The sequence below is a fragment of the Ensifer sp. EB106-03-01-XG145 genome (genome assembly GCF_058792075.1).
This window is the reverse complement of record NZ_JBYTEC010000001.1, coordinates 415294-438427: the sequence shown is the minus strand read 5'-3', so window position 1 is coordinate 438427 and position 23134 is coordinate 415294. Positions and strand designations below refer to the sequence as shown.

Below are 23134 nucleotides of genomic sequence, written 5' to 3'. Positions count from 1 at the left end.
CGCGAAGGGCGTCAGAATCGTTCGGGGCGAACGAGGGTGACGACGAGATAGGCCGCAAGGGCGACGGCGACTGCGAGACCAATCAGGGCTTCGAACATGACGCCCTCCTCAAAGACGGCTCAGCGCGCGCGCATAAAGCGCAAACACGACAAAGCCGCCGATGCCGGCGGCAAGGAAAAGAACATCGGACATGCAAAAATACTCCGGACTATTGAAGTCCGGATCTTGCGTCCGCTCAGGGTCAATTATCGATTGCGATGGTTGGGAGGGGGTGTAAGGAAAAGATAAAGACGCCCGCCGACGACATTCCGAGAGAGGCGGAAAGCGCAGATACGAGGCATCGGATCATCTCGCGTTTCCAATGAAACAGGGAGACGGTCTCACCGGCCGCGCCCAGGCAACCGGCGGCTCAGCCATTGGTGACTCAGCCCTTGATGATGTGGTTGACGGTCGTGTCGGTGGGGGTGGGGGTGGTGACTTCACGCATCCACTCGCGCCAGATGGCAACCAGCAGCGCCATCAGCACCGGGCCGACGAAGAGGCCGAGGAAACCCATGGTCTTCACGCCGCCGACGAGGCCGAAGAAGGTCGGCAGGAAGGGAAGCTTGATCGGCCCGCCGACGAGGCGCGGACGCAGCGTCTTGTCGACGATGAAGAGTTCGGTCGTGCCCCAGGCAAACAGCGCGATGCCGTGAACCGGCGAACCGCTGGCGACGAGATAGACCGAGACCAGCGAGAAGCACAGCGGCGCACCACCAGGAACAAGCGCCATCAGGCCGGTGATGATGCCGAGCGTGACCGGCGACGGAACGCCGGCGAGCCAGTAGGCGACGCCGAGAACTATGCCTTCGCCGATGGCGATGATGCCCATGCCGGTGACTGTGGAGCTGATCGTCATTGGCACGACGCGCGACAAGCGCTCCCAGCGCATCGGGAAGATGCGTTCGCCGAGACGGTCGAGCTGGCCGGAGAAGGACTGGCCATCACGATAGACGAAGAACAGCGTGATCAGCATGAAGAGCAGCGTCAGGAAGGCGTGAAAGGTCGACGCGCCGACGACGAGGACGCCGCGGTAGATGTTGCCGATGTTGGAGCCGCTGACCAACTGGACCAGTTCCCCGAGCGCACCCGGATGACCGACATGCTTGACCCATTGTTCGCCAAGCCAAACGCCGGCAATCGGAATGCTGGTCAGCCAGGCGGGAACCACGGCACCGTTGGCATTGGTCTCGACGGCCCAGACGACCCAGTCGCGCACTTCGTCCACCGCATAGACGGCAGCAAGAGAAATCGGCACGACGATGAAGGAGATGACGCAGACGATGGCGATGGTGGCCGCAAGCGTGCGGTTGCCGTTCACGGCGGCAAGCAGCCGGCGATAGATCGGCCAGCTGGCAAAGCCGATGACGACGGCGGCCAGAACCGGGACGAGGAAACCGTGGAAAAAGTAAACGCCGGCAAGAAGAACGAAGACCAGCATCCAGCGGGCAGCCGTCATCGGTCCAACGAGGGCATGGCGCGAAATCGCGGTGTGCCCGAGAAGCCGTGGCTCCACGGCGAAGTTTTCTCGTTCGCGATTGCCCAATTGCACCAATGATCCTCCGTCTTTCGACGAGCTTACAACAATCCAGAGGCCTTGCCAGCCTTTGCAGCGCCAAGCGCGGCCCTTTGCCCCTGCTTTACGGTAGTTTGAGGGCGATAACTGACGCTAGCGGCGGGACATGACAGAAAAATTTAGGAGGGTTCAAGATCCCCAGGCTTTCTTTCGGCCTGATCGGTCATTCCGCCGCAGGCTTGGCACGCATGCCGGCCGGTTGAGCGCGATCGACAAAGACGGATGCGAGGAAGATGCCGAAGCCGGCAACGCCGAGAACGGCGCCGACGAGGCCTGTGGAGGTCCAGCCATAGCCTGCGGCGATCGAGGCACCGCCGAGCCAGGCGCCAAGCGCGTTGGCGAGATTGAAGGCGGAATGGCTAAGGGCGGCGGCAAGCGTCTGCGCCTCGCCAGCGACATCCATCAGCCGCGTCTGCACGCCCGGCACGACGGCGAAACCGCCGCCGATGAAGAGCACGTTGACGATCGCGATCCACGGATTGCCCATGGTGAAATAGAAAAGCACATAGGCGAAGATGTTGAAGACGATGGCGATGCCGATTGCCGGCAGCAGCGCCCAATCGGCCAGTCGCGCGCCGACGATGTTGCCGAGGATCATGCCGGCGCCGAAGACCGAGAGCATGACCGGCACATTGGCAAGAGAAACACCTGCGACCTCGGTCAGCGCCGGCGTGATGTAGCTGAAGACTGCGAACATGCCGCCGCAGCCGATGGCGCAGATGCCAAGCATCAGCCAGACCTGCAGCTTGCCAAGCGCGCCGAGCTCGCGAAGCGGCGTTGCCTTCGGATTGCCCTTGTCGCGCGGCACGTGGACGAAGGTCAGCGCCACGGTCAAAAGGCTGATGGCGCCGACGATGGCGAAAGCGGACCGCCAGCCGAGCGCCTGGCCGAACCACGCGACAAGCGGCGTGCCGAAGAGGGTTGCGATCGTCAGCCCCATCATCACCCGGCCGACTGCGCGCGCCCGCTGGTTCGGCGCCGCGAGGCCGGCGGCCACCAAGGCGGCCACACCGAAATAGGCACCATGCGGCAGGCCGGCGAAGAAGCGCGCGGCGATCAGCGTGTAGAAATCCGGTGCGATCGCGCTTGCAAAATTGCCGACGGCGAAAACCAGCATCAGCGCAAGCAGCACGCGGAAGCGGGAGAAGCGGGCAGCAAGCACCGCGATCAGCGGCGCGCCGACGACGACGCCGAGAGCATAGGCGCTGATCACTGCCCCTGCCCGCGGCACCGAAACGGCGACATCCTCAGCGACCTGCGGTAAGAGACCCATGATCGCGAATTCGCCGGTGCCGATCCCGAAGCCGCCGACTGCAAGCGCCACTTCGGCAGCAGAAACACGGGCACGGCGCGGTTCGACGGCGGAAGAACAAGCTTCGTCACACATGAGCAATGGCCTGCGTCGTCCGGCCCGAGCGGACCGGAGAAGAATCTGGGGGATATGTCGGCGGATGTTGGATCGAACCAACAGGGATATGCTGCAATGCAATACAGTGTTTTGCCCTAGCAGGCAAAGGCTTTGCAGCTCTCGTCATACTTTTTCAAGGGCGCAATCCGCGCCCGTTAACCGTAAGTTCAGTTGACGTTTACGTCAAAGTTATATAATCCCGAATCTCAGCTTGAAGAGGTGTCTCAAAAGCATCATCTTCATCGGCATGAGAAGGTCAGGAGGGATTTTCTCAGGCCGCGAGCAGGCCAGCCTGTGGCGACCAGAGGGAGAGAGGTCATGGTGGAAGTCAGCGCACAACAAACGGGTACCAGCCCAGGCAAGATCTGGCTGAAATCCTATCCACCCGGCATAGCCGCCGAAATCGGCCCCCTGCCCTATAAATCGATCGGCGAATTTTTCGACCACGCCGTCGCCCGCTATTCGACCCGCCCAGCCTTCACCTGCATGGGCAAGACGCTGAGTTTTGCGGACCTCAATGCCGAATCCGCCAAGATCGGTGCCTGGCTGCAATCTCTCGGCCTCGTCAAGGGCGACCGTGTCGCCGTGATGATGCCGAACATCCTGCAGAACCCCGTCATCGTCTACGGCATTCTTAGAGCCGGCTTTACCGTCGTAAACGTCAACCCGCTCTATACGCCGCGCGAGTTGCAGCACCAGCTCGTCGATTCCGGCGCCAAGGCGATCTTCGTTCTGGAAAACTTCGCGCATACGGTGCAGCAGGTGGCCGACAAGACCTCGGTCAAGCACGTCGTCGTCGCAACGATGGGCGACATGCTGGGCCTCAAGGGCGCGATCGTCAATCTCGTGGTCCGTCGCGTCAAGAAGCTGGTTCCCGCCTGGTCGATCCCCGGTCACCTCTCCTTCAAAAACGTGCTCGCCAAGGGCGGCCGAGCCAAGTTGACGAAGCCGAACGTTGTTCCCAGCGACGTCGCCTTCCTGCAGTATACTGGCGGCACCACGGGTGTTTCGAAGGGCGCAACACTCACCCATTCGAACCTGCTCTCCAACATGGCGCAGATGGAGATCTGGTTCCACACGGCGTTCCGCTCACGCGCCCGCCCGGAAAATCTCGTCTTCATGTGCGCGCTGCCGCTCTACCACATCTTCGCGCTGACGGTGAATTCGCTGATGGGCCTTGCCACCGGCGGCAACAACATCCTGATCCCCAATCCGCGCGACATTCCGGGCTTCGTCAAGGAACTCGGCAAGCACAAGACCAATATCTTCCCGGGTCTCAACACGCTGTTCAACGCACTGATGAACAATGCGGAGTTCCAGAAGCTCGATTTCTCGTCGCTGATGCTGACCTTCGGTGGCGGCATGGCGATCCAGCGTCCGGTCGCCGAACGCTGGAAGCAGATGACCGGTTGCTCGATTGCCGAAGGCTACGGCCTGTCGGAGACTTCGCCGGTGGCAACGGCCAACATCCTCGACGCGACCGAGTTCACCGGCACGATCGGCATGCCGATCCCTTCGACCGAAGTCGAGATCCGCGACGACCTGGGCAACACGCTGCCGATTGGCGAAGTCGGCGAGATCTGCATTCGCGGCCCGCAGGTGATGGCCGGCTACTGGCAGCGGCCGGATGAAACAGCCAAGGCGATCTCGCCGGACGGTTTCTTCCGCTCGGGCGATATCGGCTTCATGAACACGGACGGCCTGGTCAAGATCGTCGACCGCAAGAAGGACATGATCCTCGTTTCCGGCTTCAACGTCTTCCCGAACGAGATCGAGGAAGTGGCGATGACCCATCCGGGCATTCTCGAATGCGCGGCGATCGGCGTTCCGGACGAGCATTCCGGTGAGGCCGTCAAGCTCTTCGTGGTCAAGAAGGATCCGGCGCTGACGGAGGACGACGTGAAGCGCCACTGCGCCGCCAACCTCACCAACTACAAGCGCCCGCGTTACGTCGAATTCCGCACCGAGCTGCCGAAAACCAATGTCGGCAAGATCCTGCGTAAAGACCTGCGCGGCTGAATTAGTCCAAAATTCAAACGATTTAATAAATCCTGAAAACCGCCACTTCGGCGGTTTTGCGGGCTTGATTTGAGCGGCTTAAAGCGAATAGCTACGCAGGCGATTGTCCGACACCCCTGTCCGACACAAGGAGCCCTGCGATGAAAGCGCTTGTCGACCAACTCAAAGCAACCGCCTCTGAGACCAACGCAACCGATATCCGCGCTGCCTTCGCCAGCGACGCCGAACGCTTCCAGCGCTTCAGCACCACGCTCGGCGACCTGCTGCTCGACTATTCGAAATGCGCCGTCAATGACAGGGTGCTTGACGGCCTCGAAGCGCTAGCCAAGGCGGCCAAGGTCGAGGAGAAGCGGGACGCCATGTTCCGCGGCGACATCATCAACATCACCGAGGAGCGTGCCGTGCTGCACACGGCGCTGCGCAACCGCGGCAACCGCGCGATCCTCGTCGACGGCAAGGACGTGATGCCCGACGTCAACGGCGTGCTCGACGCCATGGGCGCTTTTGCCGACGGCATCCGCTCGGGCGCGCTGAAAGGCGCCACCGGCAAGAAGATCACCGACGTCATCAATATCGGCATCGGCGGCTCCGACCTTGGCCCGGTCATGGCGACGCTGGCGCTCGCGCCCTTCCATGACGGCCCGCGCCTTCATTTCGTTTCCAACATCGACGGCGCCCACATCGCCGACACGCTGAAGCTGATCGATCCGGAAACCTCGCTTTTCATCGTCGCCTCGAAGACCTTCACGACGATCGAGACGATGACCAATGCCGCGACGGCCCGCGCCTTCATCGCCGACAAGCTCGGAGAGGCCGCCGTCGGCCATCACTTCGCCGCCGTCTCGACGGCGCTCGACAAGGTCGCCGCCTTCGGCATCGACCAGGCCCGCGTCTTCGGCTTCTGGGATTGGGTCGGCGGCCGCTACTCGATCTGGTCGGCGATCGGCTTGCCGCTGATGATCGCCATCGGCAAGGAGAATTTCGGGCGCTTCCTCGATGGCGGCCACGCCATCGACGAGCATTTCCGCACCGCCCCGATCCGCAAGAACATTCCCGTCCTGCTCGGCCTTCTCGGCTTCTATAACCGCAACGTGCTCGGCTACCCGTCGCGCGCGATCCTGCCCTATGACCAGCGTCTGTCGCGCTTCCCTGCCTATCTGCAACAGCTCGACATGGAATCGAACGGCAAGGCGGTAACGCTCGACAGCACCCCTGTGGAGTATTCAACCGGCCCGGTCGTCTGGGGCGAACCCGGCACCAATGGCCAGCACGCCTTCTACCAGCTCATCCACCAGGGCACGGACATCATCCCGGCCGAGTTCATGATCGCGGCAAACGGCCATGAAAAGAACCTGCGCCACCAGCACGAACTGCTGATTGCCAATTGCCTGGCGCAATCCGAGGCGCTGATGAAGGGGCGTACCCTGGCTGAGGCCAAGGCGCAGCTCACCGCCAAGGGCATGGCCGACGTCAAGGCTGACAAGATCGCGCCGCACCGCGTCTTCACCGGCAACCGCCCGTCGCTGACGATCGTTTACGACCAGCTCGACCCGTTCGCGCTCGGCCGTCTGATCGCGCTCTACGAGCACCGCGTCTTTGTCGAAGGCGCGCTCTTCAACATCAACTCCTTCGACCAGTGGGGCGTCGAACTCGGCAAGGAGCTGGCAACCGGCCTGCTTCCTGTTGTCGAAGGTAAGGAAAGCGCTGCCGGCCACGATTCTTCAACCGCAGGTCTGGTCGCAGCGTTGCTGAAGGCCGCTCGCTGAGGAGCATCCCCAAGCGGTTCCATCCTGAACCGCATCGCGTCAAACGATAAGGCCCGAAGCGCAGATCGCGCCTCGGGCCTTATCATATAGCGCAGGCCGGCAGCACCGTGGCGCCCGCCGGTTTCAGCACCTGCATCAGATCGAGATTCTGATAGGACCGGAAGATAGTATTCAACAGCAGGAAAAGACAGGGATTTTTGAGAAATCGAAGAGGCATGGCACGACACCAAAATCACAATTGACGAGAATTACTTATTGTTTTACGATAAAAACACAAGCCAAACGATAAGGGAATTTTTATGACGGAAACCGCCGAGAGGCTGCGCAAGCTCAGTCGCTTCATGAAGCTCATGGTGGTGTTGAGCGGCGCACTGTTTTGCTCGGCAGTCGTCTATGCGCATTGGCAGATTTTCTTTGACAGGCAGGGCTTCGAGCAGGGCATTCGCGACGTCGTCTTTCCCCGCGTGGAGGTAATCACCCTTTCCTACCGCGCCATCGCCACCGTCATTTTCCTGACCGCGATCAACAATGCGCTCGTCATCGCCGGCCTCGCCTTCGCGTGGCAGCTGTTCGACGGCTTCCAGCGCGGCGAGATTCTCACCAGCCGCAATGGCGTGCTGTTGCGGCGCGTGGGGCTGACGGCGCTTGCGGGAGCACTATGCATGACGATCAGCAACGGCATCGGCATCCTGGCTGTCACCTACGACAACCCGGGCACCACGGGACATGCGGTGGTCTTCGATATCAGTGGCGGCGCTATCATCGTGCTGCTGATGGCGGGGCTCGTCGTCGGTCTCGGCCACGTCCTGGTCATCGCGTCGGGGGTCGAGGCGGAGAACAGGAGCTTCGTCTAGCGGATGCCGATCGTCGTCAATCTCGATGTGATGCTGGCGAAGCGCAAGGTCCGCTCACGCGATCTCGCCGAGCAGGTGGGGATCACCGAGCAGAACATCTCGCTGTTGAAATCGGGAAAAGTGAAAGGCGTGCGCTTCGATACGCTGGAGAAGATCTGCGCCGTGCTGGAATGCCAGCCGGGCGATATCCTGGAATACCGCCCGGAACAGGAAGAGTAGGCCAGAGAAAATGACTCAGAGGCCGATTTCGTGCTTCCACGGCGGGTTCGCGCCGGCGCGCGAGACGGTGACCGCGGCGGCCTTGGCGGCGAGCGCCAGCGCGTTGCGAACGGCAGTTTCGCTGAGATCGGCGACATCGGCCTTGGTCAGGAGACCGCCGAGCTTGAGGGATGCCAGCACGCCGGCATCGAACGTGTCGCCGGCGCCGACAGTGTCGACCACCGTGACCTTCTCGCCCGCAACTTCGACCTTGTGGCGCGCCGTGTAGCCGACGGCGCCATCGGCGCCCTTGGTGATCAGCACCAGCTTCGGTCCGCGCTTCAGCCATTCGGCGGCAAGGTCGTCGTGGCTGCCTTCCATGCCGAACCAGGCAAGATCTTCGTCGGAGAACTTGATGATATCCGACATCGCCGCCATGCGGTTCATGCGGGCGAGATGTGCCTCGCGGTCCCGGATGAAGCCGGGCCGGATGTTCGGATCGAAGGAGATGACCCGCTTCTCGTGCTCGCGCGTCATCAAGGCTTCATAGGTCGAGCCGCAGGGCTCGGGGATCAGGCTGATCGCACCGAAATGCAGCGCCTCGCAGAAATCGCCAAGCGCCGGCAGGTGCTCTGACGTGATCATCCGGCCTGCCGTGTTTTCATCAAAGAAGGCGTAGCTTGCATGGCCATTGACGAGCTTAACGAAGGCAAGCGTCGTATGCAGCGAAAGCGTCGCGCACGGACCGAAATCGACATTCGCCGCCTTCAGCGTTTCGCGCAGGATATCGCCGAACATGTCGTCGGAGAGGCCCGTGAAGAAACCGGTCTGGATGCCAAGGCGCCCGAGCGCGATTGCCGTGTTGAAGATCGCTCCGCCGGCATAGGGCGCAAACGCGCTCTCGCCCGCGGCCGTGTCCCGCGGCAGCATGTCGATCAGCGCTTCTCCGCAACATACGATCATCGGCTCTTCCTCCTCGATGGACTTCAATCGATTTAAAAACGAAAACTCAGGAGTTGCGAGGCCCCGGCATAGCCGGGGCCTCTTCAATCGTTAGGCCAGGGCGCTCACGCCGCCGTTGCGGCCGGACCAGGCGAGCGGCGCGTTGAGGAAGGCTTCGACTTCGCTCAGCGTCTTCTCGTCGAACAGCGCCTGCTCGCGGGCAACCGCAAGGACGTTGCGCCAGGTCGCGATCCAGTGCAGATCGACGCCCTTGCCCTTCATCTCGCCGACCGCTTCCGGGAAGATGTCGTAGTAGAAGAGCGCAATGCCGTGGTCGACGATGCCGCCGGCCGCACGAATGGCGTCGATAAACTTGAACATCGAACCGCCGGCCGTCGTCAGGTCCTCGATAACGAGCACGCGTGCGCCTTCCGGCATGTGCCCTTCGATCTGGGCGTTGCGGCCGTGGCCCTTCGGCGCCTTGCGGACATAGATCATCGGCAGGCCCAGGCGCTCGGCGAGCATGGCCGCGAAGGGAATGCCGGCCGTTTCGCCGCCGGCAACCACGTCGAATTTCTCGAAACCGGCCTGACGCAGGATCGTGGCTGCGGCAAAATCCATCACAGCCGAACGGATGCGCGGGTAGGAAATCAGCTTGCGGCAGTCGATATAGACGGGGCTCGCCATGCCGGACGACAGCTTGTAGGGCTCATCGGCACGGAAGTGTACAGCCTTGATCTCCCAGAGCATCTTGGCGACCAGCTCAGCCATAACGGCCTTGTCGGTGAACGCGTTGGAAAACATCAAACTCTCCTTCAAAACTCTACAGCGCCGCGCGTCTGTTCAGACGCGCAAAGGTCGCTGTAACATTTTTAACTGCTGCATAATTTTGTCCTTGGATCCATCCGATCCAAGGAATTATGCAGTGATCAGACGACGGCCCAGTGCAGCGGGAACATCGGATCGAAAACGGTGACCAGACCGGCGCCGGTCTCGATCTTCTTGGGATAGGTGACCGCTTCAGCCTGCTTGCGCAGCGTGATCGTTTCCTCGTTGACCGGCAGACCGTACCAGGTGGGGCCGTTCAGCGAGGCGAAGGCTTCGAGCTTGTCGAGTGCACCCTCCTCCTCGAACACATGCGCCAGGCAGCTCATGGTGTTGATCGAGGTGTAGATGCCGGCGCAGCCGCAGGCGCATTCCTTCAGCGGATCGACATGGGGGGCGGAGTCGGTGCCGAGGAAGAAGCGCTTGTCGCCGGAGACGGCGGCCGCGCGCAGCGCCAGACGGTGGTTCTCACGCTTGGCGACCGGCAGGCAGTAGTAGTGCGGCTTGATCCCGCCGACCAGGATCGCATTGCGGTTGATGATCAGGTGATGGGTGGTGATCGAGCCGGCAAGGTTTGCCTTCGACGCCTTGATGTAATCGATGCCGTCCTTGGTGGTGACGTGTTCCATCGTCACCTTCAGTTCCGGCAGCCGCTTGCGCAACGGATCGAGCACGGTCTCGATGAACACGGCTTCGCGGTCGAAGATGTCGACATCCGAGCTCGTGACCTCGCCATGGACGCAGAGCGGCAGGCCGACCTTCGCCATGCGCTCCAGCACCGGCATCGCTTCATCGATGTTGCGCACGCCGCTGTGCGAATTGGTCGTCGCGCCCGCCGGGTAAAGCTTGACCGCCTTGACGAGGCCGCTCCTGTGGCCGGCCTCGACGTCGTCAGGATTGGTGCCTGCGGTGAGATAGAGCGTCATCAGCGGCTCGAACCGGTCGCCCGCGGGAAGCGCGGCGAGGATGCGCTCGCGATAGGCGCTGGCGTCGGCGGTCGTCACGACCGGCGGCACCAGGTTGGGCATGATGATCGCGCGGGCGAAATGGCGGCTGGTATCGGCGATAACGCCTTTCAGCATGTCGCCGTCGCGCAGGTGAAGGTGCCAATCATCCGGCCGGCGGATAACGAGGTCTTGCATGGTCAGCGTTCTCCTAGCTCAGAACGGAATGCAGGCGGAAACCGCTTACACTCATCCCGCTCTGCTCGCGCCCGATCCGCGCGCGCGGCTTTGCAGCCGGCAGGTGCGGGTGGCGGGCGGTTACTCATGTGGTGGAACCGCGTCTCGATAACACCAATGCGCCAGGAAACACAATCCGCAATCCGACCATCGATCAGAAATCCGCAAGCACGAGATCTGCGCGTCGCTGGTGCTCGACGACGCGATGCGCGTTGGGGATGTCGTTGCCGTGGGCTTTCCGCTTCGCCGCCTCCTCCTCGTAACCGTGATCGTACCAGCGTTTCAAAAGACGCCGCTCCAGCTCCTCGATCCCCGGGTTGATAAAGATGGAGAAATCGAAGGCACCCGCGAGCTTGTTCCAGGGGGCCTCGTCGAGAAGCAGATAGTTGCCCTCCACGAGAACCATGCGTGTTTCGGGCGCAACGATCCGGGCCGAGGCGATCGCCAATTCCCGCGACCGGTCGAAAACCGGAACAAGCACCTCGCCGTCATTGGCGCGGACCGCCTGAACCGTCGACAGGAACGCCCTAACGTCAAACGTTTCCGGCGCGCCCTTGCGAGGGAGCAGGCCCTTTTCTTCCAGGACGGCATTGTCCATGTGGAAGCCGTCCATTGGCAGCACCGCCGCCTTTTCGCCGCGGGCGACCAGGGCCTCGGCGAGCGCGTCCGACAGCGTCGACTTGCCGGCACCCGGAGGGCCGGCAATGGCGACGACGAAACGGGCAGCACCAGCCGCCCGTTTCAGGATTTCGTTGGCGATCGGCTCGACGTTCATGCCGCGAGCGCTTCGCGCGGCGGCTCCTTCGCCCCGGTCATGAAGGCGACAGCATCCGACATCGTGTGCTCCTTCGGATTGATGACGCATAGCCGTTTGCCGAGACGATGGACATGGATTCTGTCAGCCACCTCGAACACATGCGGCATGTTGTGCGAGATCAGCACGATCGGCAGACCGCGGGAACGCACGTCGAGGATCAGCTCCAGCACCCGCCGGCTTTCCTTGACACCAAGTGCTGCCGTCGGCTCGTCCATGATCACCACCTTGGAGCCGAAGGCTGCGGCGCGCGCCACGGCCACACCCTGGCGCTGGCCGCCCGAAAGCGTTTCCACCGCCTGGTTGATGTTCTGGATGGTCATCAGACCGAGCTCGGACAGCTTTGCCCGTGCCCGCTTCTCCATCTCCCCACGGTCGAGCGTGCGGAAGAGCTTGCCCATGATGCCCGGCTTGCGGATCTCGCGGCCGAGAAACATGTTGTCGGCGATCGACAGCGCCGGCGACAGCGCCAGGTTCTGGTAGACCGTCTCGATGCCGGCCGAGCGTGCATCCATCGGCGAGCGGAAGTGGACTGGCTGGCCCTCGAGCATGATCTCACCCTCATCGGGCGTGACGGCGCCCGATATCGCCTTGATCATCGAGGACTTGCCGGCACCGTTGTCGCCGATCACGGCGAGGATCTCGCCGGGATAGAGGTCGAAGTCGGCATAGTCGAGGGCGGTCACGCGACCGTAGCGCTTGACGAGGCCGCGGGCTGTGAGAATGGGTTCCTGTGTCATCAGGCAGCTACCTTTCTGATCCACTGGTCGATGGCGACGGCGGTGATGATCAGCACGCCGGTGAGGAAGACCTTCCATTGCGGGTCAGCGCCCAGCATGTTGAGGCCCATGGAGACGACGCCGACGATCATCGCGCCGATCAGGGTTCCAAGGATCGACCCACGTCCGCCGAAGAGCGAGATGCCGCCGATCACGGCTGCTGTGATGGCCTGCAGATTGTAGTCGGTGACGGCTGCCGACGGCGAGATCGAACCATTGCGGCCGATCGAAACCCAGGCGGCGAGTGCGGCGATCAGCCCGGCCAGCGTATAGGCGCTGAGCAGGACGCGGCTGGTGCGGATACCGGAGAGCTTGGCCGCTTCCGGATCGTCGCCGACAGCGTAAAGATGACGCCCCCAGGCCGTGTGATTGAGCGCATACCAGAGGCCGAAGACCAGCAAGACCATCATCACCACACCGAGCGTGAACACAGCGGAGCCCACCTTGAAGCTGACACCGAAGACGTGGAGCATCTGGGTGACGGCCGTCACATCGGCCTCGCGGATCGTCGCATTGGCCGAATAGATGAAGTTCGTCGACATGATCACGTACCAGGTGCCGAGCGTGACGATGAACGGCGGAAGCTTGACCCTGGAGACGAGGAAGCCGTTGAGAAAGCCGCAGGCGCCGCCGACGACGAAGCCGAGGAAGATCGCGATCGGTGCCGGAAGCCCATAGGTCACGGCGCAGTTGCCCATGATGACCGCCGAAAGCACCATGATCACCCCGATCGAAAGATCGATACCGGCGGTCAGGATCACCAGGGTCTGCGCGGCGCCGAGGATACCGACGATGGCGATCTGCTGGAGGATGAGGGTCAGCGTGTAGGACGAGAAGAACTTCCCGCCGATGGCAATGCCGAAGATCAGAATTGCTGCGACAAGCACGATGAACGGCACGGCCGCCGGCGTCGAATGCAGGAAATGCTGGATCTTCTGGATCGCGGTCTTGTCATGCGTATCGAACGACGCGACCTGCGTCGAACTGTTGACCAGGACTTTTTCGAATTCCTGGGATGGTTGTGCGGCTGTGTTGGGCTCGCCCATGGACCTTCCTCCCGTGAACCCCGCTCCCAAGGGGTTGCGATGCAGTCGTGCACAGCCCGCCCACAAAGACGCGGGCATAAGCACTCTTAAGAAGCTGCGCGGTTTTCATCGCCGTGTCAAAGACATCGGCGCTTACGCGAAGGGCGGCCGGGGCCGCCCTTCCGTTAATGGCTCATGCGTTCGAAGAGCAAAGGCGATCAGCCCCAGCACTTCTCCGTGCCGACCTTGGTGTCGATCGATTCGACACCGGCAGCCGGCTTGTCAGTGACGAGCGAAACGCCGGTGTCGAAGAAGTCCTTGCCTTCCGTCGGCTTCGGCTTTTCACCGGTATCGGCGAACTTCTTGATCGCCTCGATGCCGAGGGCCGCCATCATCAGCGGATATTGCTGCGAGGTGGCGCCGATGACACCTTCAGCGACCGACTTGACGCCCGGGCAACCGCCGTCGACAGAGACGATCAGCACGTCCTTCTCCTTGCCGACGGCCTTCAGCGCCTGATAGGCGCCAACGGCGGCCGGCTCGTTGATGGTGTGGATCACGTTGATGTCGGGATCCTTCTGCAGAAGGTTTTCCATCGCCTTGCGGCCACCTTCTTCGTTGCCGTTGGTGACGTCGTGGCCGACGATGCGCGGATCATCTTCGTCGCCGATCTTGTTCGGATCCTTCGTGTCGATGCCGAAGCCCATCATGAAGCCCTGGTCGCGCAGGACGTCGACCGTCGGCTGCGACGGAAGTAGATCGAGGAAGCCGATCTTGGCGGTCTTGGCACCCTCGCCCATGGTGGCGACGGCCCATTGGCCGATCAGCTTGCCGGCGAGCAGGTTGTCGGTTGCAAACGTCGCGTCGGCAGCGGTCGGCGGATCGAGCGGTGTATCGAGCGCGATCACGAGCAGACCAGCGTCCTGCGCCTTCTTCACCTGATCGACGATCGCCTTGGTGTCGGAGGCGGCGATCAGGATGCCCTTGGCGCCATCGGCGATGCAGGATTCGATTGCAGCCACCTGGCTGTCGTGGTCGCCGTCGATCTTGCCGGCATAGGCCTTCAGCGTCACGCCGAGTTCCTGCGCCTTGGCGGTAGCACCCTCCTTCATCTTGACGAAGAAGGGGTTGGTGTCGGTCTTGGTAATGAGGCAGGCGCCGACATCAGCAGCCTGTGCCGGCGCGGCGAAAACGACGCCAAGGGACAGCGCGCCGAAAGCAGCGGAAAGAACAGTCTTCTTCATGAAATCCTCCCAAGGATTGAAAATCGGGTCGGCGGACCGCCCCCAGGCCACGCGACAGCAACATTTTCCTCCGTTGCAATCGACGCTTCCGAGACAAAAACAAACATTAAAATTCCGGGGTGTCAATAAATAAATCAAATTGAATTATTATTTCGATGTGGCATTCTTGGGATGACGACGCTCCGTCCGAGAAGCGGAGCGTCAGACAAATTGACAGAGTCACAGCAAGCGGAAACAACAGACCTGCGCCAAGCGGGCACCAGAGCGGAATGAGGAAAAGTGCATGCGGTTTTCCGCCTGATCCCGCTCCAGCTTTTGAGAAGCGATCACGTCTATGGTTTTGGGTCGATCCGACCCTGAACCATCGTGATCTAATGCCAACGGGAGGAGACGGTGGCATGTCACTGACAGACGGTCCTGATCGGGGACCGATGCAACCTGAGGTCATTGACCCTAGCGGCGGGGCCAACCAGACGCGCGTGCGCGCCTATAACGAGCGCCTGGTCATGTCGCTGGTCAGGCGTCACGGCGGCCTCTCCAAAGCCGATATCGCCCGGCGTTCCGGCCTTTCGGCGCAGACCGTATCGGTGATCATGCGGGCGCTGGAAAGCGACGGCCTGCTGGTCAAGGGCGATCCCGTTCGCGGCAAGGTTGGACAACCATCGACACCGATGCGGCTCAATCCGGACGCGGTCTTTTCCTTCGGCGTGAAAATCGGCCGGCGCAGCGCCGATCTCGTGCTGATGGATTTCGTCGGCACCATCCGGCTGCATCTGCATCATGTGCATGCCTATCCGCTGCCCGGCGATCTCGTCGATTTCATCATTTCCGGCATGGCGAAGCTCGAACAGCAACTCAACCCCGATCAGCGCAAGCGGATCGCCGGCATCGGCATCGCCACGCCCTTCGAACTGTGGAACTGGGCGGAGGAAGTGGGCGCGCCGCGGGAAGAAATGAACAAGTGGCGCGACATCGATCTGCAGGCGGCAATCTCGGCCCGCACCACCTATCCGGTCTTCCTGCAGAACGACGGCACCAGCGCCTGCGGCGCCGAGCTCGCCTTCGGCGTCGGCGCCATCTACCCGGACTTCGTCTATTTCTATATCGGCTCGTTCATCGGCGGCGGCGTCGTCCTGAACTCGGCGCTCTTCTCCGGGCGTACCGGAACGGCTGGCGCCATCGGCCCCCTGCCGGTCTCGGGCAAGGACGGCAGGACCATCCAGCTCCTCAAGATCGCCTCGGTCTTCGTGCTCGAAAATCTGCTGCGCGAACGCGGCATCGACCCGCGGCCGCTCTGGTACTCGGCTGACGACTGGATCGACTTCGGCGAACCGCTCGACATCTGGATCGACGACTGTGGCGCGGCGCTTGCCCAGGCTGTCGTGTCGGCCGTCTCGATCGTCGACTTCTCGGCCGTTGTCATCGACGGCGGCTTCCCACCCTGGGTCCGGGCCCGGTTGCTCGCCGCCACCCGCAGGGCGCTCTACGAGCTCGACCTCCAGGGCGTTACCATCCCTGAACTGGTGGAAGGCCTGGTTGGTAGCCACGCGCGCGCCATCGGCGGCGCCAGCCTGCCGCTCTTCTCCCGCTATCTGCTCGACACCAATGTCCTCTTCAAGGAGCTCGGCTGATGCTGAAAGGACTAAACCCGATCCTCAGTCCCGAGTTGCTCGCAACGCTCCGGGCGATGGGGCACGGCGATGAAATCGCGCTGGTCGACGGCAACTATCCGGGCCAGGAACATGCACGCCGTCTCGTCCGGCTCGACGGGCACCCGCTGATCCCGGTGCTCGACGCCATCCTCAGCGTTTTGCCAATCGACGATTTCGTGCCCGAAGCGATCTTCCGCGCCACCGTCAAACAGGACAGGGAGGCGCTGGACCCGGTGCATCAGGAGATCGTCGCGTGCTGCGCCCGGCACGAGCCCGGCCGCCGTGTCGTGCCCTTGCTCGGAGCGGATTTTTACCCGCGCGTAAGAGCCGCCCACACGGTCGTCCAGACGAGCGAGCCCAGGCTCTACGGCAACGTCATTCTGCGCAAGGGCGTGATTTATCCCTGAAATGCAAGAAGCCCGCCGAACGAGCGACGGGCTTGATGTTACTGCGGTAAACCAGAGTATGCCTTGTGCGTTGATCCCAACGCGCGGCATGTTCGGTCTCAGGCGCCGCGCTTGTCGACCGACAGAGCGCCGGGGCCGAAGACGGCGAGCACGAGGAAACCACCGGCGATCGCGATATTCTTCATCATCATCAGGCCGTTGAAGACGGTCAGCAGGCCGTTGGCTTCCGGCGGGAAGTTCGGGATGTTGATCGCTCCGCTGTGGAAGGCGAAAGCGGTGATAAGGCTGAACGCCGCAAGCAGATAGGCGGCAATCTTCGTCTGGAAGCCGACGAGAACGGCAAGACCGGCGACGAGTTCGAAGAGGCCGGCAAGGTAAGCGAGTGCGGTCGGTGCCGGCCAGCCAGCGCCGGTGATCATCTGGGCCGTGCCCGACGGATCCATCAGCTTGCTGAAACCGGACATGATGAACATGATAGAGAGGAGGACGCGTCCGATGAGGACGACAACATTCTGAGGCATGCGAGGCTCCTGTGAGAAACGGTTGTTGGCAACAGAAGTATCAGCATTTTGAAATTCATCTAGCCGCTCCGAGAGCGACAGATCGTTCAAGAAAATGAAACGACCAGCCGGCATCGTCAACCTCCGAGCTTGGCGCTTTCTGACTTATCCGCAGACAAACACGGAACTACATCGTCGGCACATCGTTCTTTTCTATTGCAAGGACGAGGCGGCTGGGCGAAGAATTTCGGCGCGGCAGGGGACGCCGCGCGGGGGCATGTCATGAACGAAATCAACAGGAGCCCGACTTTCTGGCGCTCGTTTCCGATCTTTGAAGAATTCGACAAGAATGCCATTGCCGAACTTGCCGACATCGCGACCTACAGGAAGTGGCCGGCCGGCACCGTAATCTTCCAGCGTGGCGACGAAGGCAATTACATGATTGTCGTCATTTCCGGGCGCATCAAGCTGTCGCTGATCACGCCGCAAGGCCGGGAACTAATGCTGCGCCAGCACGAAGCCGGCGCGATCTTCGGCGAGATGGCGGTGCTCGATGGCCAGACGCGGTCGGCCGACGCAACGGCGATGACAGCGTCGGAAGGGTATGTCATCGGCAAGAAGTCGTTCCTCGATATCGTCACCAACCGGCCGGAAGCGGCCGAGGCCGTCATCCGCTTCCTCTGCGCCCAGCTGCGCGACACGACCGAGCGACTCGAGACCATCGCGCTCTATGATCTCAATGCCCGCGTCGCGCGCTTCTTCCTCGCCACGCTCCGCCAGATCCACGGCAACGAGCTGCCGGAAAGCGCCAATCTAAGGCTGACCATGAGCCAGACGGACATCGCCGGTGTGCTCGGCGCCAGCCGGCCGAAGGTCAACCGCGCCATCCAGTGGCTGGAGGAAAGCGGCGCGATCAGAAGAAACGAGGGCATCATCGCCTGCAAGGTCGGCCGCCTGCAAAGCATCGCCGATCCGGAGGAGGACTAGCGCGCATGGCCGCTGAGCCGCGCCGGCAATTGCGTTTCACTCCGCTTGCCGGCGGGTTCCTGACGAGCTTGCTGGTTGCCGTCGCCCTCTATCTCTTCGCCGAGCCGGTATTAGAAACGCAGCGCGAGCTGTTCTTCGACAGCCTGACACAGTGGATTCCCGCGCCGCAGTCGCCTGACATCATTGTGGTCGACATCGACCGCCAGGCCCATCAATCGCGCCCGTCGGGCGAATGGGACAGGACGGCAACCGCCGATCTTCTGTCGCGGCTTGCGACGGCCGGCGCCGAGGCCGTGGCGGTCGACTTCGTCTTCAGCGCCGATTGCAACACGACCGGCGACGGCAATGCGGCCCTCGCCTCCGCGCTTGGACGTGTCCCCGTCGTGCTCGGCTTTCTGATTGCCGATACGATCCAGGAGCGGCCGCGTCCGGTACCGCCGCTGGCACTGAGCCGCCCCTTCGCCCCGCCCGAACTCTGGTTCCTCGACGGCGCCGAAACCTCCTGTGCCGCGTTCATGGACCGGGCGAAGGCGGCCGCCGCTTCGTTTCTCGTTGGCGACGAGGACGCGCGGATCCGGCGGGTACAGGCCTATGCCATCCTCGGCAACGACGCCTATCCGACGCTGGCGATCGAGGCGACACGGCTGATGCGCGGCGCCGGCACGCCGATCCTCGGCGGCGCACCCGCCTGGTTGCGCATCGACGGACGGGTGATGGCGCTCGATGAAACCGGCAGCCTGCGCTTCGTCGCCAGTGCTGCGGACCGGCTCGCCGCCCGCACCGTTTCCGCCGCCGATGTGTTGTCCGGCAAGGCGGCGGCGGATCGCTTTGCAGGCAAACTCGTGCTCATCGGCAGCAGCCTGCCGAGCCTCGGGGGCTTACGGCCCAGCGCCTCGATGCCGCTCGAACCCTCGGTGCAGATCCACGCGGATATCGCCAACGCGGTCCTGACCGGCTTCATACCGAAGCGTGACAGCCGGCTTCCGCTCGCCGAGGCCGCCATGGCCCTCGTCGCCGGATGTGGTATCGCCTTCGCGGCCGCGCGCCTTCGGCCAATGATATCCGCGGCCCTTGGCCTTATCGCCGTCGGCGCCGTCGTCGCGGCAGCAGCGATCATCTATGACACCAGTGGCTGGCTTATCGATGCGATCAGCATTTCGGTCGCGCTCGCCCTCGTTCTGGCGGTGACGAGCATCCTGCAATTTGCTCGGGTGCGGCGATCCGAAGCGGCGGCACGGCAGAAATTTTCGCAATACCTGCCGCAATCGGTCGTCGCCCGCTATATCGACAATCCCGGGCTTACACGCGTGGCCGGCGAGGAACGCCAGGTGACGGCGCTCTTCACCGACATCGAGAGCTTTTCCTCGCTGTCGCAGAGACTGAAGCCGCGGGACCTCATTGCCTTGCTCGACATCTACTTTTCGGAGGTCAACGCGCTGGTGGCCGAGCACGGCGGCATGGTCGACAAGGTGGTGGGCGATGCCGTGCACGCCTTTTTCAACGCGCCCGAGGACCTGCCGGAACACGTCGACAGGGCGATCGCGTGTGCCAGAGCGATCCATGCATTGACGGAAGAGATGCGGGGACGCCCGCAGTTTGCCGCCAACAGCTTCGGCAGGACCCGGATCGGCGTCGAGACCGGACCGGCGGTGGTCGGCGAAGTCGGCGCCGGCGGCAAGCTCGACTACACCGCCCATGGCGACGCGATCAATCTGGCGGCGCGGCTTCAGGAGGCGAACAAGTTCCTAGGCACATCGATCTGCGTCGGGCCTGCTGCAGCGGCGGAAAGCAAGCAGCCGCTTCGCCCGCTCGGCAGCCACGAAATTCGCGGCTTCTCGACGATGGAGCTTTTCACGGTTTCGGAGTAAAGCGCCGCAAAGCCTGGGACACAATGCGCGGAGCGCGCTTTTCGTCGGGAGTAGCGACGGCTCAACGCGTTAGCCCGACGCTGGCATAGGCTTCCCTGATGCGCGGCTCACCCCAGTTGACGGGCTCGCTCGGGGCGTCACCGCGATGATGAAACTCCACCCCCTGCCCCGCAGCGACGATCCGGGTCACGCCGCCACGCGCGACCGAAACGCTCCCATGTTCGACGAAGACGGCAAATGCGGCCCGGCTCGGTCCGCAAAAGAACTTGGTGCCGCGCACGCCGATCATGCCGAAGGCCGTGCGGACCGCCACATCGACCTTGGGCAGGCCCTCGGGCCGATCGAACACCATGCGGCCCGTTCCGAGTTCGAGCGTACCACCCTGACCGGCGATGAAGCTGTCGACGAGCAGCTCGGTTTCGGCGCCGAGCAGCACGCGCGTATCGGTGCCGAGGTTCAAGGTCGCATAGCTCTCGACGTTCGTGCGCACGCGGTCGTTCTCGAAGAGCTGGCTACCGACCGTGAGCGGGTCGTCCTTTTTCGCCTGCTTCCGTCTAACGTCGCCGCGGACCTCCGTTGCCTCGCCAAGTGAAGGGCTTGCCCAGGAGGTGGCGACACCGCCGCCGGCCGCCGTCAGCAGCAGGCCGCCGACGACAACGCGTCGGCTCACCAGCATCTTGCGCATTGGCGCTGCCAGATCTTCCATTGCCCTCTCCCGTTTGAGCGTTGCGACCTTCGAGGATAGCCCCGGCGTTCCCGGATGCAAGCCGGCTCAAGGGCCCGGCTCTCTATGTCCCTCCGTCACTTCGCCAGAGCTTTCGCCACCAGGCTGTTCCCGCCGTAACAGCCCTCCGTGACGGTCGCCGATAAATTGATCCTGAAGACACGGGGAGAGCATCATGGAAAAGCGCAGCACATCCGGAACCCGCATCATCAATGCCCTCTTCCTGGCGATCGTCAGTCTGCTGGCAGTGGCCGCGATCGCCCTCCCGTCGGCACGCGCTGCCGATCTCTCCGCCGCCGAAGTCTGCGACCGCGAAGCGGGCAGCATCTTCGACCTGCAGCGCAACCAGACTTTCCCGGCCGTTTCCGCCGAAGACATCAGGATCGGCGTGGCGCTTTCGGCCTGCCGCGAGGCCTACAACCAGAAGAGCGGCGCCCGCACCGAATTTCAGCTCGCCCGCGTGCTCGACAAGGCCGGGCAGAAGACCCAGTCGCTGCGCATTCTCGGTGAAGCCGCCGAACATGGCCACGCGCTGGCGATGACCAACTATGCCGTTCTCGTCGGTGAACAGGGCGACACGGCAACCGAATTCGCGCTGAACCAGAAGGCCGCTGCTGCCGGCAACGTTCTCGCGGCCTATAATCTCGGCGTCTCCTACCGCGACGGCATGGGCACGCCGGTCAACGGCAAGCTGGCGATCGAATGGTTCGAACGGGCATCGCTCGCCGGCGACGACGTCGCCGCCTTCAACCTCGCGGTGATCCTGGACGAAGGCAAGCTGGTGCCGGAAGACAACGCCAAGGCTGCCAAGCTTTATCGCCTGGCCGCAGACCGCGGCAATGTCGATGCCATGGTCAATCTCGGCCTGATGCTCGAGAACGGTGAAGGCACCGCCAAGGATATCCCGGCCGCCCGTGCGATCTTCCGCAAGGCCGCCAACGAAGGTGACGCCTTCGCCGAACGCAAGCTCGCGGAACTTACCGGCAACGACGCCCTGCAGACGGCCATGCTCGGCAAGACCAGCCGCATCAAATAATCCAACACGCCTCCCAAGGGCCGCGCGGGCCGGAGATCATAGGGATCTTCGGCCCGCGTTTTCGTTTGGGCAATTCCAGAAACGGTGTGAAGCGACGATTCATTCGGAACTGCATGTTTCAAAGCAGGTCGGGTTAGCGAATTTCGCCCGCCTGCGGTCCCCAGGTATCGGTCAGCGCAAAGCCGTCGGCCAGCGGATCGAAGGGATCGAGCGCCACCTGGTGCAGGCCGAAGGTCCAGCCGCGGCCAGCAATCGTCGGGATGATCGCCTCGCGGCCGGCGACGGTCGTCACGCCTTCGAGGCCCACTTCGAACTCGGAGCCGATGATCGAGCGCGACTTCAGGACGTCGCCGACCTTGACCTTGCCGCGGGCGTGCAGCGTCGCGAGATTGGCCGAGCTGCCGGTGCCGCAAGGCGAGCGGTCGACGCGGCCCGGCCACATGGTCGTGCAGGTGCGGATCGTGCCGTCCGCCTCGACATCGCGGAACATGACGTAGGCGACGCCCTTGATTTCCGGGATCTCCGGATGGACGACGGGGATGGTGCGGTTGACGATATCCTTCAGGATCATGCCCGCTTCGACGATCTCGCGGGCGTTCGCCTTGTCGATCGTGGTGCCGATCTGGCCGACATCGACCAGCGCGTAGAAGATGCCGCCGTAGCAGAGGTCGAGCTTGATCTTGCCCCACTTCGGCGTGTCGACCTCGACGTCGAGCTCATGCACGAAGGACGGGACCATCGTCAGCTTCACCTTCTCGCAACGGCCGTCGCGGCAGGTCGCAGTGGCCTTGACGAGGCCGGACGCCGTGTCGAGCATCACCACCGTCTCCGGCTCCTTCATCTCGATGATGCCGGATTCGAGCAGGGCAGTGGTGACGCAGATCGAGTTCGAGCCGGACATGGCATGCGCCTGGTCGGCCTGGAGGATGATGAAGCCGGCGTCTGCCTCCGGCCGCTTCGGCGGCACCAGCAGGTTGACCGAGCCGATCGAACCGGAGCGCGGCTCCAGGCACAGGAACCGGCGCAGGCTGTCATCGACCGTGTTGATGTGGTTGAGCTGCTCGGCGATCGAGTTTCCCGGGATCTTCGGCACGCCGCCGATCGCGACCTTGCCGATCTCACCCTCGCAATGAACGTCCAGCAACTGGATTGTGCGCTTCCACCGCATGCCGTTTCTCCAATTCGCTTGCCGTCGCCCTAGCGGCGATCATAGCTGATATATCAGATGCGTTTGCATTAGCGCTTTCCTAGGCCCGCCGCAAGAAGAACCGCCGAGCTCCGAGAGAGTCG

Annotated in this window: 22 protein-coding genes and 1 pseudogene; 10 read left to right on the top strand and 13 right to left on the bottom strand. The window is 62.8% G+C overall.

The features are described 5' to 3' along the window. Positions 1-11 precede the first annotated feature (11 nt). The 3 genes from kdpF to AC3WWH_RS02170 form a co-directional block, all read right to left on the bottom strand. Positions 12-98 carry a K(+)-transporting ATPase subunit F gene (kdpF, locus tag AC3WWH_RS02180; RefSeq protein WP_057248082.1) on the bottom strand — a complete coding sequence of 29 codons (87 nt, stop codon included), beginning with the start codon at positions 96-98 and terminating at the stop codon, positions 12-14. 326 nt (positions 99-424) lie between these two features. Continuing rightward, on the bottom strand, positions 425-1591 hold the full coding sequence (locus AC3WWH_RS02175; protein ID WP_057248257.1) for an AI-2E family transporter: 1167 nt from the start codon (positions 1589-1591) through the stop codon (positions 425-427). 187 nt (positions 1592-1778) lie between these two features. After that, positions 1779-3002, bottom strand: a complete 1224-nt coding sequence (locus AC3WWH_RS02170; protein WP_057248080.1) for an MFS transporter — start codon at positions 3000-3002, stop codon at positions 1779-1781. Between the two features lie 339 nt (positions 3003-3341). Here AC3WWH_RS02170 and AC3WWH_RS02165 point away from each other — a divergent pair, with 339 nt between their 5' ends. From AC3WWH_RS02165 to AC3WWH_RS02150, 4 genes are all read left to right on the top strand, one after another. After that, the gene (locus AC3WWH_RS02165) at positions 3342-5042 is read left to right on the top strand and encodes a long-chain fatty acid--CoA ligase (RefSeq protein ID WP_057248079.1); all 1701 of its coding nucleotides are present in this window, start codon (positions 3342-3344) and stop codon (positions 5040-5042) included. Between the two features lie 140 nt (positions 5043-5182). Next, positions 5183-6808 carry a glucose-6-phosphate isomerase gene (gene pgi / locus AC3WWH_RS02160; RefSeq protein ID WP_058323617.1) on the top strand — a complete coding sequence of 542 codons (1626 nt, stop codon included), beginning with the start codon at positions 5183-5185 and terminating at the stop codon, positions 6806-6808. Between the two features lie 299 nt (positions 6809-7107). Continuing rightward, positions 7108-7662: a DUF2975 domain-containing protein gene (locus AC3WWH_RS02155; RefSeq protein WP_057248077.1), complete on the top strand. Its 555-nt coding sequence runs from the start codon at positions 7108-7110 to the stop codon at positions 7660-7662. 3 nt (positions 7663-7665) lie between these two features. After that, entirely contained in the window at positions 7666-7881 is a 216-nt protein-coding gene (locus AC3WWH_RS02150) for a helix-turn-helix domain-containing protein (protein ID WP_057248076.1), read from the top strand. Positions 7882-7896: 15 nt separating this feature from the next. Here the strand turns inward: AC3WWH_RS02150 and AC3WWH_RS02145 are convergent, their stop codons facing one another. The 7 genes from AC3WWH_RS02145 to AC3WWH_RS02115 form a co-directional block, all read right to left on the bottom strand. After that, the gene (locus tag AC3WWH_RS02145) at positions 7897-8823 is read right to left on the bottom strand and encodes a carbohydrate kinase family protein (RefSeq protein WP_057248075.1); all 927 of its coding nucleotides are present in this window, start codon (positions 8821-8823) and stop codon (positions 7897-7899) included. 90 nt (positions 8824-8913) lie between these two features. Beyond that, entirely contained in the window at positions 8914-9606 is a 693-nt protein-coding gene (locus AC3WWH_RS02140; protein WP_057248074.1) for an orotate phosphoribosyltransferase, read from the bottom strand. Positions 9607-9731: 125 nt separating this feature from the next. Beyond that, positions 9732-10769 (bottom strand): dihydroorotase, encoded by a 1038-nt coding sequence (pyrC, locus tag AC3WWH_RS02135; protein WP_057248073.1) that lies wholly within the window; start codon positions 10767-10769, stop codon positions 9732-9734. A 193-nt stretch (positions 10770-10962) separates the two neighbouring features. Then, positions 10963-11583: a nucleoside triphosphate hydrolase gene (locus AC3WWH_RS02130; RefSeq protein WP_057248072.1), complete on the bottom strand. Its 621-nt coding sequence runs from the start codon at positions 11581-11583 to the stop codon at positions 10963-10965. Further along, the gene (locus AC3WWH_RS02125) at positions 11580-12362 is read right to left on the bottom strand and encodes an ATP-binding cassette domain-containing protein (RefSeq protein ID WP_057248071.1); all 783 of its coding nucleotides are present in this window, start codon (positions 12360-12362) and stop codon (positions 11580-11582) included. The genes AC3WWH_RS02130 and AC3WWH_RS02125 overlap by 4 nt, the downstream gene beginning before the upstream one ends. Beyond that, on the bottom strand, positions 12362-13447 hold the full coding sequence (locus tag AC3WWH_RS02120) for an ABC transporter permease (protein ID WP_057248070.1): 1086 nt from the start codon (positions 13445-13447) through the stop codon (positions 12362-12364). The genes AC3WWH_RS02125 and AC3WWH_RS02120 overlap by 1 nt, the downstream gene beginning before the upstream one ends. 197 nt (positions 13448-13644) lie before the next feature. After that, positions 13645-14670: a sugar ABC transporter substrate-binding protein gene (locus AC3WWH_RS02115; RefSeq protein ID WP_057248256.1), complete on the bottom strand. Its 1026-nt coding sequence runs from the start codon at positions 14668-14670 to the stop codon at positions 13645-13647. Between the two features lie 398 nt (positions 14671-15068). Between AC3WWH_RS02115 and AC3WWH_RS02110 the strand changes: the two genes are divergently transcribed. Both AC3WWH_RS02110 and AC3WWH_RS02105 read left to right on the top strand, forming a co-directional pair. Next, positions 15069-16301, top strand: coding sequence for an ROK family transcriptional regulator (locus AC3WWH_RS02110; protein ID WP_057248069.1), 1233 nt, complete (start codon positions 15069-15071; stop codon positions 16299-16301). Then, positions 16301-16729: an RbsD/FucU family protein gene (locus AC3WWH_RS02105; RefSeq protein WP_057248068.1), complete on the top strand. Its 429-nt coding sequence runs from the start codon at positions 16301-16303 to the stop codon at positions 16727-16729. Before AC3WWH_RS02110 ends, AC3WWH_RS02105 begins: the two co-directional genes overlap by 1 nt. Before the next feature lie 98 nt (positions 16730-16827). On the opposite strand, the gene AC3WWH_RS02100 is transcribed toward AC3WWH_RS02105, so the two are convergent. Then, positions 16828-17250 carry a DoxX family protein gene (locus AC3WWH_RS02100; RefSeq protein ID WP_057248255.1) on the bottom strand — a complete coding sequence of 141 codons (423 nt, stop codon included), beginning with the start codon at positions 17248-17250 and terminating at the stop codon, positions 16828-16830. Between the two features lie 261 nt (positions 17251-17511). Between AC3WWH_RS02100 and AC3WWH_RS02095 the strand changes: the two genes are divergently transcribed. Next, on the top strand, positions 17512-18216 hold the full coding sequence (locus AC3WWH_RS02095; protein WP_058323618.1) for a Crp/Fnr family transcriptional regulator: 705 nt from the start codon (positions 17512-17514) through the stop codon (positions 18214-18216). A gap of 5 nt (positions 18217-18221) precedes the next feature. Further along, positions 18222-20084: a CHASE2 domain-containing protein gene (locus AC3WWH_RS02090; protein WP_057248066.1), complete on the top strand. Its 1863-nt coding sequence runs from the start codon at positions 18222-18224 to the stop codon at positions 20082-20084. Between the two features lie 61 nt (positions 20085-20145). Here AC3WWH_RS02090 and AC3WWH_RS02085 read toward each other — a convergent pair whose 3' ends face one another. Next, a complete protein-coding gene (locus AC3WWH_RS02085) occupies positions 20146-20769 on the bottom strand; it encodes a FecR family protein (RefSeq protein ID WP_058323708.1) in 624 nt (207 codons plus the stop codon). 214 nt (positions 20770-20983) lie between these two features. Between AC3WWH_RS02085 and AC3WWH_RS02080 the strand changes: the two are divergent. Next, positions 20984-21529 (top strand): annotated as a pseudogene (locus AC3WWH_RS02080) (SEL1-like repeat protein); the annotation flags it as partial. Beyond that, positions 21506-21844, top strand: a complete 339-nt coding sequence (locus AC3WWH_RS02075) for a tetratricopeptide repeat protein (RefSeq protein WP_306341304.1) — start codon at positions 21506-21508, stop codon at positions 21842-21844. The pseudogene AC3WWH_RS02080 and the gene AC3WWH_RS02075, both read left to right, overlap by 24 nt. Before the next feature lie 133 nt (positions 21845-21977). Here AC3WWH_RS02075 and AC3WWH_RS02070 read toward each other — a convergent pair whose 3' ends face one another. Continuing rightward, a complete protein-coding gene (locus AC3WWH_RS02070; RefSeq protein ID WP_034797259.1) occupies positions 21978-23012 on the bottom strand; it encodes a proline racemase family protein in 1035 nt (344 codons plus the stop codon). Between the last annotated feature and the right edge of the window lie 122 nt (positions 23013-23134).